Origin of the sequence: Collinsella sp. BG-O-102 (assembly GCF_023656745.1) — a bacterium.
Lineage (GTDB): Bacteria > Actinomycetota > Coriobacteriia > Coriobacteriales > Coriobacteriaceae > Collinsella.
Genome location: NZ_JAMOKO010000010.1, coordinates 1 through 14435, shown reverse-complemented (window position 1 = coordinate 14435; position 14435 = coordinate 1). Strand labels below are relative to the sequence as shown.

Genomic DNA, 14435 nt, shown 5'->3' with positions numbered 1-14435 from the left:
TGTAACCCGTTAACTGTACCGCACCTACCGCATCAGCGCGAGGGCGACCGACGATATCCCGTCTAACTAACGCAAACCCTCTACCGCATCCGCCAGAAGAGCGGCGGCCCTATCCTGAGCCAGACCACGTGCCGCCTGACGCATGGCGTCGCGCGCCGCCGCGTCATCGACCAAGTGCAGCAGCTCATCGGCAAAGGCAGAACCGTCGATATCGGCATCGGCGCAGAGCACACCGGCCCCGGCGTCGACCAGATAACGGGCATTGGTGGTTTGGTGGTCGGCCGTCGCATGCGGATACGGCACGAGCACCGAGGGCACGGCGAGCGCAGCGATCTCGGCCACGCTCGATGCGCCCGAACGCGAGAGCACCAAATCGGCAGCAGCCAGCATATCGCCCATGTTGTCGATGTAAGGCTGGACGCGGTAACGCTCCGCCTCCTCGGGCGTCAGCGCCAAAGCGCGCTCGGTCTCCTCAAAGCCGTCGGCACCCGTCGAATGCAACACATAGAGGTTCTTGCGCGAAAGCAGCTCGTTTTTGAGCGAAACCACGCGCTCGTTGAGGTGCTGGGCGCCAAGTGAACCGCCAAAGACGAGCAGCAGCGTAGCGTCCTCGGGAACGTCAAGTGCCTTGCGGCCGCGAGCGCGATCGCCTTCGATTACCGAGCGACGTACGGGGTTGCCGGTCATGAGCACGTGGTCAGGGTCACCTTCGCGCTCAAAGACCGAACGCGCTGCCGGCACCGAGATGCACACGCGGGCGGCGTGGGAGTTCATCATCTTGTTGGCCAGGCCCGGAACAGAGTTCTGCTCATGCAGCAGATACGGAACGCCTGCGCCCTTGCACCACCCCAGCAGCGGAACCTCGACATAGGCACCAAAACCTATGGCGACATCGGGCTTGCAGGCTTTTGAAAAATGGTTACCGAGCGCGCGCTTCGCCTTATAGACACGCCACAGCGAGCTCAACGCCGTCCAAGGGCGAGAACGGTCGAAGCCCGTAACCGTAATCGGCACAAAATCGAACCCAGCCTCGGGAACCAGACGACCCTCGAGCTTGTGCGACTGACCCACAAATACAACGTGGTGGCCACGGTCACGCAGCTCCTCGGCCAAGGCGAGTGCGGGGTTGATATGTCCCGCCGTACCGCCGGCTGCGATAGCAACGGTCATCTTATCGGTCATGGTAGTCCCTTCGTACACGCGGTCCCTGGTCGTCGGTGCGCAGACGCGCCGACGGGTCCGAGTTCAAATCGATTCGATTATATCCGCCGCCCGCGTTGCGAGGGCTGGGGCGCTGAGGACGACCTTGCGGAGCCATTCGCGGGCGTGGACGAGCTGCCGGCTCGGATGGAGAACCATCAAGAACGGTAAAGCCGCTACGCGAAGGTCGTTCACCGCGCACATGGGCCACGCCAGCGGTGCTCTCGTCCATAACGGCAAAGCTCTCGCGGCGACGGTCGTACTCATCGCGACGGGCGCTCTCATACGAAACGCGCAGGATCAGACCGGCGAGCATAAGCGACACGATAATCGACGAACCGCCGTAGCTAATAAACGGCAACGGTTTGCCCGTCATGGGAAACACGTTGAGGATGCCCAGCGCGTTAATCAAAAACTGCACCGCGAGAATGACCGCGGAGCCAGACGCCATAAGCGCGCCCCGACGATCGGTCGCCTGCTCGGCAATGCGAAACGCCGAGTAGATCAGCATCGCAAACACCAAGAAGAACAGCACGGTTCCGACAAAACCGACTTCCTCGCCAATGATGGCCAGGATGTAGTCATTGTGCGCCTCGGGAAGATACGAGTACTTCATGGTTGAGTTGCCGATGCCACGGCCGAACAGACCGCCCGAGGCAAAGGCCATGATGGCAAGCGTGGCCTGATAGCCGTCACCATACTCGTCGGCCCAAGGGTTCAAGGCAACCTGAATGCGCACCATACGGTACGGCTCTGCGACAAGCGCAATCACGATCACGAGAATGCCGAAGATTAGCACGCCGATGATAAATCTGGGGTCGAGACCCGCAAACAACGCCATGCACATGAGGGTCAACAGGATGATCAGGACAGTACCGAAATCGGGCTGGATAAAGATCAGAAAGAGCGAAATGCCCAGGTAGATGCCCATCTTGCGAAGGAATTCGTTGATGTTGCCACCGGGCGAAAAGAAGCGATCAAGCATGATGGCCGAATACGCAATGGCAAATGGCTTTAAAAACTCGGAAGGCTGGAACTGAATACCGGCGATGTTGAGCCAGCGCGTGGCGCCACGGCTGCCGCTGCCCACCAAGAACACCAGAAGCAGTAGCCCTATCATGCCGATAAGGAAGATCCTGAGCACATCCTCCCCAAACCAGCTGTCCGGCAAAACGCGCACGATGGCAATCAGCGCTAGAACACCGACCACGGCAAACGCGGCCTGTCGACCCAGAAAAAACGTCGCCGAGCCATTCTCGTGCAGCGCCTCGACCGAAGACGCCGAGTACACCATCAGCAGGCCAAAGCATACCAAGGTAAACAGGCAGGCCATGAATATCAAACGGGGGCGCATGATACGGGCGGGAACGCCGGCAATATAGCGTTCGCTAAACGACTGCCCGCCGCGGCTGGAACGCGGTGTGATGCGACGTGAGGAAGCACGGTCCGAGTCGGGCCTCCTCATACCTTGTCGGGGGCTCTCCTCTCTCACCGCAACCCCTATTCCATTTGTGATTTCGCTGTAGCGGCAAGCTGAGCCACGTAGTCCTTAAACACGCGGCCGCGCTCCTCATAGCCCGAGAACTCATCGAACGAAGAGCAGGCAGGAGAAAGTAAGATCACGTCACCACGACTCGAAAGCGAACGGGCAACGTCCACGGCGTCGCGCAGATCATCCGCCTGAGCGATATCCACATCGCCATCGACATCGGCCTCGTCCATAGCGGCGGTGAAGCGCTCGCGCGCATCGCCAAAGCAGACGACCGAGCGCACGTTGTCCATAACGACGCGCGCGAAGTCCGTGAGCGGCGTGCCCTTATCGTGGCCGCCGAGCAGCAAGATCACGTCGTCATCGGGAAATGCCGTCAGCGCCTTCTCGACCGCATCGGTGTTAGTCGCCTTGGAATCGTTGACGTAGCGCACGCCGTCAATCTCGCCACACGGCTCCACGCGGTGCTCGAGCGGCTGGAACGAGGCAAGACCGCGGCAGACACCATCAACATCGGCACCGACCGCCAAGGCAGCCGTGGCAGCGCACAGGGCATTGATAACATTGTGATGGCCCGAGATCTTGAGCTCGGATGTAGCGATGAGCGGGGTCTCGACGCCTTTCAGACGCACGATCATCTTGCCATCGCGCACAAAGGCGGCATCCTCGCCCTCAGGCTCGTCAAAGGCAACCTTGCAGATGCGACGACCCGGCGTGTAGATGTACTCATCGAACTCGTGAATGCCGGCGTCTTCGACGTCGACAACCACCAGATCGTCATCGACCATATTGTCAAACAGTTTGACCTTGGCAAGCGCATAGTTCTTATGGCTCTTATGCCAGCCCAAGTGGTCGGGAGTGATGTTGAGCAGAACCGCCACGCGGGGGTGGAGCTCGGTGGTCGTAGCAATCTGATAGCTCGAGAGCTCAGCCACAAACCACTCGTTGTGGGCTCGGCCGTCAATCTCGTTGACCGGCGGCTCGCCGATGTTGCCGACAGCAACGCTGGCCTCGCCGGCAGCCTTGAGCAGATAATCCGTCAGCGACGTGGTGGTCGTCTTGCCGTTGGTGCCCGTGATGGCAATCCAGTTATCGGGCGACAGACGATAGGCAAACTCGGGCTCGCCCATAATCTGGGCGGCATGATTGCGCCCGGCCTTAAAGAAGCCCGAGAACTCCGAGATGCCCGGGCACGTCACGCATACGTCATAGGCGCCCTCGACCTGTTCGGTCCCATAGACAAACGACGCACCAGCAGCCTCGAGCGCACGCGTGGCGTCATTGGGCTCAGAGGTGCCGCCGCCATACACGGTAACGGCGCTTACGCGCTCGGGATGTGCCAGCGCCCAGCGGGCGACATCGAGACCGGATTTGCCCTGACCCAAAACGAGCAGGCTAAAGACATCAGCAAGAGGCATGAAAGACCACTATCCCAACTGGAAGAACAGAGCAAGGCCAACGGCACCAAAGGCCGCAGCGATAATCCAAAAACGGATGACGACCTTGGTCTCGGCCCAGCCCTTCTTTTCGAAATGATGATGGATGGGCGCCATAAGGAAGACGCGCTTGTGCGTAAAGTGGAAGTAGACAACCTGAATCATGACCGACAGGGTCTCAACGATAAACAGGCCGCCGATGATGAGGGAGACGACCTCGGTGTTGGTCATGATGGACGTGCAGGCAAACGCGGCGCCCAGGGCAAGCGAGCCGGTATCGCCCATAAAGATGCTCGCCGGATAGCAGTTGAACCACAGAAAGCCCAAGCAGGCACCGGCACACGCGGTGCAGAAGATGGACAGGTTCACGTCTCCGTGCAAAAACGCCATGGCAGCCATGGCGAGCATGGCAATCATGGAGGTGCCGCCAGCAAGACCGTCAAGGCCATCGGTCAGGTTCACGGCATTAGAAAGACCGGCGATCATCAGCCAGCAAAAGACAATGTAGAGCCACGGGAACGAAAGGCCGCAGATGGTGGTCGAAAGCACGCCAAGGTCAATCGTCAGGCCGCCGGGAAAACGAATCTCGGGGGCGACGCCGCACCAGTTAACGGCAAGTACCGTAAAGGTGACACAGATAATGGTTAGGCCGATCATCTTGGCATGAGGCGTCAGACCGAGCGAGCGCCCATGCGTAACGGAGGTCAGGTCGTCGATCAGGCCCAGCACGCCGGTCGCCAGCGTGGCGAGCAGCACGAGCACGAGCTCGGTGGTGAGCTTGCCCATCAGCAGGCAGGTCAGCGAAATCGCAACAAGGATGATGACGCCGCCCATGGTCGGCGTACCCTGTTTAATCAAATGACGCTTGGGGCCGTCGGCTCGGACCTGTTGGCCGATACCCTCGACCTTCAGCAGCTTGATCCACCACGGCATGAGCAGCAGCGCAATGGCAGCGGCGATGCCAAGCCCCAAAAAAGCCTGATACGTTGGATACGAGGGATTGCCGAACATGGGCTAGCACACACCTTCCACAAAGCGGTCGAGCTCAACAAAGCGGGAACCCTTGACCAGTACAACATCATGTTTTTCAAGCGCGCCGCCCATGCGGTCGAGCACCTGCTGATAATCGGAGAACACCTGGATGCGGTCCTCGTCCATGCCCATCATGCGCGCGGCATCGGCCATAAGCTGGGCCAGCTCACCACCCACGCACGCCAGCATGTCGAGCTTCTTGGCGGCCGCATAGGCGCCCACGAGCTCATGCATGCGAGGAGCCTCATCGCCCATCTCGCCCATCTCGCCCAGGATCGCCATGCGAGACCCCGTGCACGAAAGCGAGCACAGTAGATCGAGGCCAGCAGCCATGGATTCGGCACTGGCGTTATAGGAATCGTCGATGACGCGGGCACCGCTCTTGGCGCGCTTGATCTCCTGGCGGCGACCGGTGATCGTGAGGCCCCTAAAGGCAGCATCGATCTGCTCGGGCGTCACGCCCAAGCGATAGGCAACCGCGGCGGCCTTAACGGCATTAGGAACGGACTGCACGCCGGGGATGGCAAGCATGGTATCGATCGTCTCACCCTGGCCAAAATCGAGCGTAAAGACCGGACGTCCCTCGTCATCAACACGAATGTCGCGGGCACGGACCTCATCATCGTCCGAGACGCCGGCCAGCATCACATCGATACCAGCAGGCTGGGCGAACGTATCGCGAATGAACGGCGTAAAGTCGTCCTCACCGCCCAAAACCAGCAGCGGCAAGAAGTCGCCGGCGGCGCACATACCCTGGACAATCTCGGCCTTAGCGCGGGCGATGTTCTCGCGGCTGCCCAAAATGCCGATGTGAGAGGTACCAATCTTGCTTACGATGGCAAGGTTGGGATTGGCGGACTGGGACAGGCGCTCAATCTCGTGGAAATGGTTCATGCCCATCTCGAGCACCAGGACCTCGGTATCGGCCGGAGCGGAAAGCACCGTGAGCGGCATGCCGATCAGGTTATTGAAATTGCCCTTGGTGGCCCAGACACGATAGCGCTTGGCGAGCACGGCGGCGAGCACGTCCTTGGTCGTCGTCTTGCCGATGGAACCGGTAATGCCAACGACCAGGCAGCCAAGCTCCAGGCGATACGTGTGCGCCAAACGCAGCAGAAACTCCTCGGGATCATCGGTCAGCAGGATGGCGCACCCCTTGTCCTGCGCCAGCGAGACCAGCTCAGCCTCGGGCTCACGCGTCATCACGACGGCGCCGGCACCCGACTGGACGGCACGGGAAGCAAAATCATTGCCGTCGACGTTTTCACCGGGAAAGGCGACGAAAATCGTCCCTTCCTCGACCTGGCGCGAGTCGATAACGCACCCGCGGCATACCCGATCGGCTTCTCCCGTCACGGTTCGGGCCCCTGTTGCGGCCGCGAGGTTGTTGACGGCGATCTCTATCATTGCAGCTCCCCTGTAAACCTAATAATGCTATCGGCGTATTGTATCCCAGCGCCGCACATGCGTGGTGCAGGGCATGTGAACACCCTCATATGGGACAACAAACAACGCCCCAAAGATTGTAACCCCCTACTTCGTGTGCGGGATACCCAGCACGTCGAGCGCGTTGGCCATAATGGACTGGAACGGCACCGCAGCGGCATCTGAGCCGCTCGGCGTTCCGTCGAGCGTGATATAGCACAGCACCTTGGGCGATTGTGCCGGTGCAAAGCCCATAAAGGACGACATGTAGTTCTCCTTGAGGTAGCCGCCGTTCTCGTCGGCACGTTCGGCCGTACCGGTCTTACCCGCCACGTCATAGCCGTCAACCGCGCCGCCAACGCCCATTCCCTCGGACACGACCGTCTGCATGCACGATGTCACCTGGGATGCGGCGTCCTCCGAAATCGCGCGCTCGCCTTCACCCCAGTCCTTCTCGTCGCCTTTGCTGGACTTATAGAAGTGCGGTGTCATCATCACGCCGCCGTTGGCGATGCCGCCCACGGCACGTGCGATCTCAATCGGCGAGACGGACAGTGCCTGTCCAAAGCTCATCGAGCCCAGCGTGGCGCCGTCATACTGGTCACGCTCCTTGACGATACCCAGGCTCTCTCCCGGAAAATCGACACCCGAGCTGTGACCGATGCCCCACTTGTCCACATAGGCGGCAAAGTCGTCGGCACCGATCTTGCGCCCCACCAGGACAAAGCCCACGTTGGACGAACGGCGCATCATCTCGCGCACATCCATGGTCATGGCATAGTCGCGCTTGTCGGCATCGGTGACGGTATCGTCGCCCACCTTGATGCTCGCCGGCACCTCAAACGACGTACTCGATCGCACGACGCCCAAGTCGAAGCCGGCGCCCGCCACGAGCGTCTTAAAGACCGAGCCGGGCTCGTAGGCGTCGGTGACCAGGCGCAGATTCATATCCTCGGTCTTGGCATTCTCCAGATCGGTCTGGTCGTAGGTCGGGTACGAGCAGGCTGCCAAAATCTCGCCTGTCGTAGGATCGGTGACCAGCGCCGAGCCGTTCTTGGCCTTAGTCTTCTCAACTGCCTCTGCCAGGGCATCCTCGGCCGCACGCTGGATATTGACGTCGAGCGTCGTCACGATATCAACGCCGTCGACCGCAGCCACCTTTTTATAGGCACCGCCCGCGATATAGCTGCCGTCCCTCGCGCGCTCGCGTACGAGAGAACCGTTCGTGCCGGTCAGAAGCTTGTTGTATTGCTTTTCGAGACCCGTCAAGCCATCGTTGTCCACATTCACTACACCCAGCACCTGCGATGCCAGATTGCCGTATGGATATACGCGCTTCATGGCCTGCTCAAAAAGCACACCGGGCAGGTTCTTCTTCTCCAGCGTCGCAGCATCGTCTTCGTCCACCTGGCGCTTGATATACACCCAGGTTCCATCGGACTCAACGAGCTTGCGGCAGGTCTTTTTATCGATTCCAGTTGCCTTGACCAGCGCCGACACCGTCTTGTCAACGTCCTCGACAAGCTGCGGGTTCACGGCGATGTTGCGACATTCGACCGACGACGCCAACACGTTGCCGTTGCGGTCGTAGATGGTGCCGCGTTTGGCATAGAGGGTCTGCGCAAGCAGGCGGCGCGCATCGGCACGCTCGCGCAGTTTATCGGCTTCGACAACCTGATAGTCGGCAAGGCGAAAGACGCCCAAGCCCAAGCCAAGCCCAATGAATCCCATGACGGCTTTGCGGCGAGGCAGAGGCGTGCCTGTGAGCCATTCGGTCGGCGAACTCTTGCGCGACCTGGTGTTATGCACTTGAGGGCCGCCCGAGCCGCGAAGTCGCGACGCCGGGTCGTTGCCACGGGACCGCCCGGCGTTGTAAGATTGCCGACCCGTTCCTTGATAACCAGAACGTCCCCGCGACGAGGGACGTCCAGAACCGCGGCCCCTATCGGAACCGCGGCGATAGTCATTTGTCATACTCAGCTACCGTCTTGCTACTGAGCGGTCGCGGTCGCGTTGGCGCCCGCGGCTGCATCCTGCGAAAAGTCAAGTGTAACGCTCTCGCTGGGCTCCACCATGCCATAAGCGCCCGCAAGGTCGCGAATGCGCGTGTCGGCGCCATAGACCGAATGCATGACCTCCAGGTCGGAGCTCTCATCGGTCGCCTTTTCGAGCGTGTTGGTAAGCTCGGCGTTGCTGTTGAGCACCTGGGCCGTAACGCCGGCGAGCGCCACGCGGGCGACGCCGATCGTCATGAAGATAGCCGCAATGATGCAAAACGTTTTAAGAACGCTCATGAAAACCGGGCTTACCGCCTGGTTTGCCTGACGGCCCGCGCCCGTGTAGACATCAAAGCGCGGCGTGCGCTGCTCACGGGGAGCAACGGGGGCCTGCGGCGTCTCACGATAGGCGGGCATGGCGTTCATATCATAGGCGAGTGCTGCGCTTGAAGTGTTGTAGCCCATGATATGCCGCCTCCCATCCCGAGTACGTTGGTAGTGTGTTTAAGCTTCGTTTATGGTGCGAGCGGGAGGTCCAATATCGCGCGGTCGCGCCTACAGACGCTGCGCCACGCGGATTTTGGCTGATCTCGCCCGAGGGTTGCGCTCAACCTCATCAGGCTGGGCAACCAGGGGTTTGCGGGTGATGACCTTGAGTATCGGCACGTTGCCGCACACGCACACCGGAATCTCCGGCGGACACGTGCACCCCTGGCTCATCTCCTTAAAGTGGTTCTTTACGATACGGTCCTCGAGCGAGTGATACGAGATGACGCAGATACGTCCGCCCGGGTTGAGCCACCTGGTGGCGGCATCAAGCCCTCGTTCGAGCACATCGAGCTCGTGATTGACCTCGATGCGAATGGCCTGGAAACTTTTCTTGGCCGGGTGTCCACCATGCCGACGAGCGGCAGCCGGGATACCCGCCTTGATGATCTCGACAAATTGGCCGGTGGTTTCGATCGGTTCTTGCTCGCGGCGGCGCACGATCTCGCGCGCGATCTGCGAGGCGAACTTCTCTTCGCCGTAGACGCGTAGAATCCGGGCGAGGTCGTGTTCGTTATAGGTGTTGATGACCTCAGCTGCGTTTAAGGTGTTATTACCCGGATCCATCCGCATGTCCAATGGGGCGTCCTCGTTATACGAAAAGCCCCTGCCAGGGATATCGAGTTGCGGCGACGAAACGCCCAAATCGAACAGGAAGCCATCGACCCCGGGCACCTCGGCCGAGCAAAGCAGCTCGTCCAAGTCGCCGAAGTTGCCCTTCAGCAGCCGGTGCGGAACGCCGGGAACCTCGCGGTCCAGACGGGCGCCAGCGGCCTCGAGGGCCATGTCGTCCTGATCGACGCCGAGCAAAAGGCCCGTCTCCCCCACCTGCGCGGCCATCTTTACCGAATGGCCGGCACCGCCAAGGGTGCAATCGCAGACAACGGAGCCGCTCTTTAGCCGCAGCGACTCAAGCACTTCGCCGAGCATGACAGGTTCATGCCGATATTCTTGTGTCAAGATCCCACGCTCCATCCGTTACCCGTGCCTTGCCCTTACGAGAAGAAGAGGTCCAGCAGGGCCTCATCGTCATCGTCCTCATCGGCCGCGGCGCGATCCCAAACCTCAAGGTGGTCGTAGTTGCCCACAACCGTGACCTCGCGGTCGAGGTTCGCCTGCTTGCGGAGAGACTCGGAAAGACCGATACGACCGGCGCTGTCCACGTCCATCGACGTGGTGCGCTTGTTGATCGCCCTCATGAGCTTCTGGTCATTAATGTCACGCGGGTTAAAACCCTCGTGGCCCTCACGACCCGCGAAGAGTCCTTCGACCCACTTATCGAAGGCCTCGGCAGAGAACACGTACAGAGCATCGACATCCAGGGCTTTGAACACGCGAACGTGCTCTCCAAGCTCCTCGCGAAGGGGTGCAGGCAGGGACAGACGACCTTTTGCATCGAGATTGCGCTCGTATGCACCAGTCATTCCCATGTGCGCCCTCCCCTCGGTTACTCAGATGGCACGTACGCGGGGAACCACCCCGCCTGTCGACGTCATCAATAATATGGGGAACCGCCCCATTTTTCAACACCTTTCCCCACCCCTTCCCCCACCCCGCCCCACCACTCCACTCACCATATATTGCAAAACACCCCCAAGCATATGTTCGAAAACACAATATGTTGTGTTTGCAGCAACGGCGGGATGCCACCTGTAGAACCACACCCGCGAACCTCAACCTTCAAGTTGACCTTGAGGCGATTTTTACGTCCCTTTACATGCCGTTCACATCGCCCCCAAACTCCCCCACCCAAGGCCCGTGCGGCCCACCACCGCGACGCCAAGTGGCGAAAAATGGGACGGGCCCCAGATTGCCCATGCGCGCGCAAAAGCACGCCGCGGCAATCTGGAGCCCGTCCCCAAATACCTATAAATATGCAGGTCAGCGATGTGTTAACGATGTGCCAGCGGGTGCGCCGCCAAATAGACCTCGGTCAGTTGCGTACGATCGACATGCGTGTAGACCTGCGTGGTCGATATATCGGCATGTCCCAAGATCTCCTGTAGCACACGGAGGTCTGCGCCGCCCGCAAGCATATGGGTGGCAAAGGAGTGACGCAGCGTATGGGGATGGAGCCCCACCAGTCCCACCTGGCGCCCGTAGCGCTCACAGATGGCATGGATGCCCTGGCGCGACAGACGGCGGCCGTTCTTATTTAAAAAGACCGCCGAGGTCTCGGTTCCGCGGGCATGGGCCGCCAAGCGAGAACGCCCCTCAGTTACATAAAGCGTCAGAGCTCGCGCCGCGCTTCCCACCAGCGGGGACAGGCGTTCCTTCGAGCCCTTACCGCGAACGAGCACAAAGCCATCGTCGATATGGATATCGCCCACATCGAGTCCCACCAACTCGCTCACACGCAAACCGCATCCGTAAAGCACTTCCAAGATGGCATGGTCGCGCAAGCCCATCTCGCCCTCGGGGAAGTCTTGATCGAGCAGCGCCGAGACATCCTCCACCGATAGATACTCCGGCAAACGCTCAGCCTTTTTAGGCAGGCGCAACGCCGCCGTTGGATTTTGGGCCACAGCCCCATCGCGCACCAAAAAGGCATGCAGGCCCTTCACGGCCGCAAGCGCACGCTCCACCGAGGCATCCGAATAGCCCCCATCGCGACGGTCGGCGACAAAGCCCTCCACGACCTGACGGGTCACCTCTTCAAAAGACACAATACCCGCCCGCTCCAGATAGGCGCAGTACGTCGTCAGGTCACGACGATAGGCCGCAATCGTGTTGCGCGCCAAACCCCGCTCGACCGCAAGGTAATCGAGATACTCCCCCGCCGCCACGGCGAGCGACGAGGGAGTAGCTTCGGTATGTTCCTTATTCGCCGGCACCCTTAGTCCGTAGCGAGGTTCATGGGCGTCACCTGCAGACGGTCGACACCCTCGTGCTGGCCGATCGAAGCGCGCACGAACTCGCGGAACAGCGGCTGCGGGTTGGTCGGGCGGCTCTTGAACTCGGGATGAGCCTGGGTTGCCACATACCACGGATGCACGTCGCGCGGCAGCTCGACCATCTCGACCAGGCGCTCGTCAGGCGACAGACCCGAGATAACCAAACCGGCGTCCTCGAGCTGGTCGCGGAAGGCGTTGTTGAACTCAAAGCGGTGACGGTGACGCTCGTAGACGAGTTCCTCGCCATATGCCTCGCGAGCAAGGGTATCGGCGGCGAGCTTGCACGGATAGGCGCCCAGGCGCATGGTGCCGCCCTTCTCGGTCACGTCCTCCTGCGAGCTCATCAGATCGATGACGCTAAACGGGCCATCCGGATCGAACTCAGAGGAGCTGGCGCCGGCAAGGCCGACGACATTGCGCGCAAATTCGCACACGGCCACCTGCATACCCAGGCAAATGCCCAGATACGGAATCTTGTGCTCACGGGCAAACTCGGCCGCGAGGATCTTGCCCTCCAGGGCGCGCTTGCCAAAGCCGCCGGGGACCAGGATGCCCGAGGCGTCGCCCAGAACCTCGGAGACATTCTGCTCGTCGAGGCTCTCGCCGTCGACCAGCTGGACGTCCACATGGCGATCGTAGAAGACGCCCGCATGGTGCAGGGCCTCGATAACCGACAGGTACGCATCGGGCAGCTGCGTGTACTTGCCCACGACGGCGATCTTCACCTTGTCGGCGTGATGGTTGGCGTGATTCTGTTTGCGCAGGAACTCGTTCCACTCGCTCATGTCGCGCTCACGCGGGTCCAGACCCAGGCGCTCGCAAATGCGCAGGTCAAAGTCCTGCTCGGCAAGCAGCTGCGGAACATCGTAAATGCTCGCGCAGTCCTCGTTGGTAAAGACGCAATCGGTGTCGACGTCGCAGAAGCTTGCGATCTTTCCGCGGATAGCGTCATCGATATGGTGGTCGGAGCGCAGCACGATAATATCGGGCTGGATGCCAAAGCTGCGGAGCTCCTTGACGGAATGCTGTGTGGGCTTGGTCTTGACCTCGTGGGCGGCGGCGATATAGGGAACGAGCGACACGTGGATGTAGCAGACGTTCTCGGGGCCGGCCTCCTTGCGGTACTGACGGATGGCCTCGACAAACGGCTGGGACTCGATGTCGCCAATCGTGCCGCCCAGCTCGGTGATGACTACATCGGAGCCGGTCTGCTCCTCGATGCGGCGGAACTTGTCCTTAATGGCATTGGTGACGTGGGGAATCACCTGCACGGTACCGCCCAAAAAGTCGCCGCGACGCTCGCGGGCGATTAGGCTTTTGTAGATGGCACCGGTCGTAAAGTTGGAATCGCGGGTCAGGTTCTCATCAATAAAGCGCTCGTAATGACCCAGGTCCAGGTCGGACTCGTAACCATCCTCGGTAACGAAGACCTCACCATGCTGGAACGGGCTCATGGTACCGGGGTCGACGTTCAGATACGGGTCGGCCTTCTGCATCGTTACTTTGTAGCCACGCGACTTGAGCAGACGGCCCAGCGAGGCCGCGGTGATACCCTTGCCCAGGGACGAAACCACGCCACCGGTTACGAACACATGCTTGGTCATATTGAGTTACCTGCGCTTCCCGTAGAAGTTGTTTATCCACATCTTACGGGTCTTCATTGTAATACTCGCGCCGCGGACCGTTCGCAATTTTTCTCGCGTGCGATTGCATTTCTCAATCTTGAAACAAAACGCCGCCCGGTTTCCCAGGCGGCGTCGCTATGGCAAGGGTTACATGCTGCTATCGATCAGCAACCTCGTCCTCAAGCATTTCTTGAACGAGCATGCCGGTACGGACGCCCTCAAGATACCACTCGCCACGTTCGGTGAGGCAAATGCCATTTGCAAGCTGACCGCCGTCGTCGCTATAACGCGAGACGACATCAATCATGCCTTCGGAATCCAAGCGATCGATTGCGGCGCGGGCACGATACGGCGAAACCCCCACGCGCTCGGCAAGCGTTTTGCGCGAGAAACCATACGGCCCGCCATTGTCTTCGGTTTGCTGGTCGATTTCCATCAACACCAGCACCTCGACACGCTTCATATCGTTGACACTCGCACGACCCTTGCCCGCCATAGCAGCCTCCTCAAACCGAGCACGAGCATCTAACGCGCCGTGCGCGACCGACACACCTCACGATGGCAGGTAATATCCATCATGCGGCATCCCGCTAAGGATGAAACAGTTACGGTTATTGTATACCGCTCAAATTGTTTCTAGGCAGGTAAACGGCTATTTTTCGCCGAAAGGGGGTGCGGACAGAAAGTTGGACCGTGAAGCGGTCCGGACTGGAGGTTCGCATGTACAGCAGGGAGAAGGTCGAGCTCTTCCTCCTGGCGACGGAGGACGGCATGGGGCCGACCGCCGCCGC

General features: G+C 60.3%; 12 protein-coding genes. All 12 read right to left on the bottom strand.

Annotation, left to right across the window (positions count from 1 at the left end):
* Positions 1-66: 66 nt before the first annotated feature.
* The 12 genes from murG to NBH09_RS06175 all read right to left on the bottom strand — a co-directional run bounded on the left by murG (position 67) and on the right by NBH09_RS06175 (position 14140).
* The gene (murG, locus tag NBH09_RS06230; RefSeq protein WP_238057237.1) at positions 67-1182 is read right to left on the bottom strand and encodes an undecaprenyldiphospho-muramoylpentapeptide beta-N-acetylglucosaminyltransferase; all 1116 of its coding nucleotides are present in this window, start codon (positions 1180-1182) and stop codon (positions 67-69) included.
* Positions 1172-2665: a putative lipid II flippase FtsW gene (gene ftsW, locus NBH09_RS06225; RefSeq protein ID WP_238057235.1), complete on the bottom strand. Its 1494-nt coding sequence runs from the start codon at positions 2663-2665 to the stop codon at positions 1172-1174. The genes murG and ftsW overlap by 11 nt, the downstream gene beginning before the upstream one ends.
* 35 nt (positions 2666-2700) lie before the next feature.
* Positions 2701-4107: a UDP-N-acetylmuramoyl-L-alanine--D-glutamate ligase gene (gene murD / locus NBH09_RS06220; RefSeq protein WP_250787364.1), complete on the bottom strand. Its 1407-nt coding sequence runs from the start codon at positions 4105-4107 to the stop codon at positions 2701-2703.
* A gap of 9 nt (positions 4108-4116) precedes the next feature.
* The gene (mraY, locus tag NBH09_RS06215; RefSeq protein WP_117746963.1) at positions 4117-5136 is read right to left on the bottom strand and encodes a phospho-N-acetylmuramoyl-pentapeptide-transferase; all 1020 of its coding nucleotides are present in this window, start codon (positions 5134-5136) and stop codon (positions 4117-4119) included.
* Positions 5137-5139: 3 nt separating this feature from the next.
* Positions 5140-6564: a UDP-N-acetylmuramoyl-tripeptide--D-alanyl-D-alanine ligase gene (locus NBH09_RS06210; RefSeq protein WP_238057230.1), complete on the bottom strand. Its 1425-nt coding sequence runs from the start codon at positions 6562-6564 to the stop codon at positions 5140-5142.
* Positions 6565-6690: 126 nt separating this feature from the next.
* Positions 6691-8313: a peptidoglycan D,D-transpeptidase FtsI family protein gene (locus tag NBH09_RS06205; RefSeq protein ID WP_250787363.1), complete on the bottom strand. Its 1623-nt coding sequence runs from the start codon at positions 8311-8313 to the stop codon at positions 6691-6693.
* A gap of 260 nt (positions 8314-8573) precedes the next feature.
* Positions 8574-9044, bottom strand: coding sequence for a hypothetical protein (locus tag NBH09_RS06200; RefSeq protein WP_022094483.1), 471 nt, complete (start codon positions 9042-9044; stop codon positions 8574-8576).
* Positions 9045-9134: 90 nt separating this feature from the next.
* Complete coding sequence (gene rsmH, locus NBH09_RS06195; RefSeq protein ID WP_082421863.1) at positions 9135-10100, bottom strand: 16S rRNA (cytosine(1402)-N(4))-methyltransferase RsmH; 966 nt, start codon at positions 10098-10100, stop codon at positions 9135-9137.
* A gap of 20 nt (positions 10101-10120) precedes the next feature.
* Positions 10121-10555 (bottom strand): division/cell wall cluster transcriptional repressor MraZ, encoded by a 435-nt coding sequence (locus tag NBH09_RS06190; RefSeq protein WP_006234269.1) that lies wholly within the window; start codon positions 10553-10555, stop codon positions 10121-10123.
* A 462-nt stretch (positions 10556-11017) separates the two neighbouring features.
* A complete protein-coding gene (gene xerD, locus NBH09_RS06185) occupies positions 11018-11959 on the bottom strand; it encodes a site-specific tyrosine recombinase XerD (protein ID WP_171025140.1) in 942 nt (313 codons plus the stop codon).
* A gap of 2 nt (positions 11960-11961) precedes the next feature.
* A complete protein-coding gene (gene pyrG, locus NBH09_RS06180) occupies positions 11962-13623 on the bottom strand; it encodes a CTP synthase (RefSeq protein ID WP_055286060.1) in 1662 nt (553 codons plus the stop codon).
* A gap of 178 nt (positions 13624-13801) precedes the next feature.
* A complete protein-coding gene (locus NBH09_RS06175; protein ID WP_040358312.1) occupies positions 13802-14140 on the bottom strand; it encodes a helix-turn-helix domain-containing protein in 339 nt (112 codons plus the stop codon).
* Positions 14141-14435: the final 295 nt, after the last annotated feature.

What these genes read in the sequence shown, in the direction of transcription:
- mraY (WP_117746963.1), bottom strand. Translation starts at nt 5,136, where the DNA reads ATGTTCGGCAATCCCTCGTATCCAACGTATCAGGCTTTTTTGGGGCTT.
- NBH09_RS06205 (WP_250787363.1), bottom strand. Translation starts at nt 8,313, where the DNA reads ATGGGATTCATTGGGCTTGGCTTGGGCTTGGGCGTCTTTCGCCTTGCC.
- rsmH (WP_082421863.1), bottom strand. Translation starts at nt 10,100, where the DNA reads ATGGAGCGTGGGATCTTGACACAAGAATATCGGCATGAACCTGTCATG.
- pyrG (WP_055286060.1), bottom strand. Translation starts at nt 13,623, where the DNA reads ATGACCAAGCATGTGTTCGTAACCGGTGGCGTGGTTTCGTCCCTGGGC.
- ftsW (WP_238057235.1), bottom strand. Translation starts at nt 2,665, where the DNA reads ATGAGGAGGCCCGACTCGGACCGTGCTTCCTCACGTCGCATCACACCG.
- NBH09_RS06200 (WP_022094483.1), bottom strand. Translation starts at nt 9,044, where the DNA reads ATGGGCTACAACACTTCAAGCGCAGCACTCGCCTATGATATGAACGCC.
- NBH09_RS06190 (WP_006234269.1), bottom strand. Translation starts at nt 10,555, where the DNA reads ATGGGAATGACTGGTGCATACGAGCGCAATCTCGATGCAAAAGGTCGT.
- murD (WP_250787364.1), bottom strand. Translation starts at nt 4,107, where the DNA reads ATGCCTCTTGCTGATGTCTTTAGCCTGCTCGTTTTGGGTCAGGGCAAA.
- murG (WP_238057237.1), bottom strand. Translation starts at nt 1,182, where the DNA reads ATGACCGATAAGATGACCGTTGCTATCGCAGCCGGCGGTACGGCGGGA.
- NBH09_RS06175 (WP_040358312.1), bottom strand. Translation starts at nt 14,140, where the DNA reads ATGGCGGGCAAGGGTCGTGCGAGTGTCAACGATATGAAGCGTGTCGAG.
- NBH09_RS06210 (WP_238057230.1), bottom strand. Translation starts at nt 6,564, where the DNA reads ATGATAGAGATCGCCGTCAACAACCTCGCGGCCGCAACAGGGGCCCGA.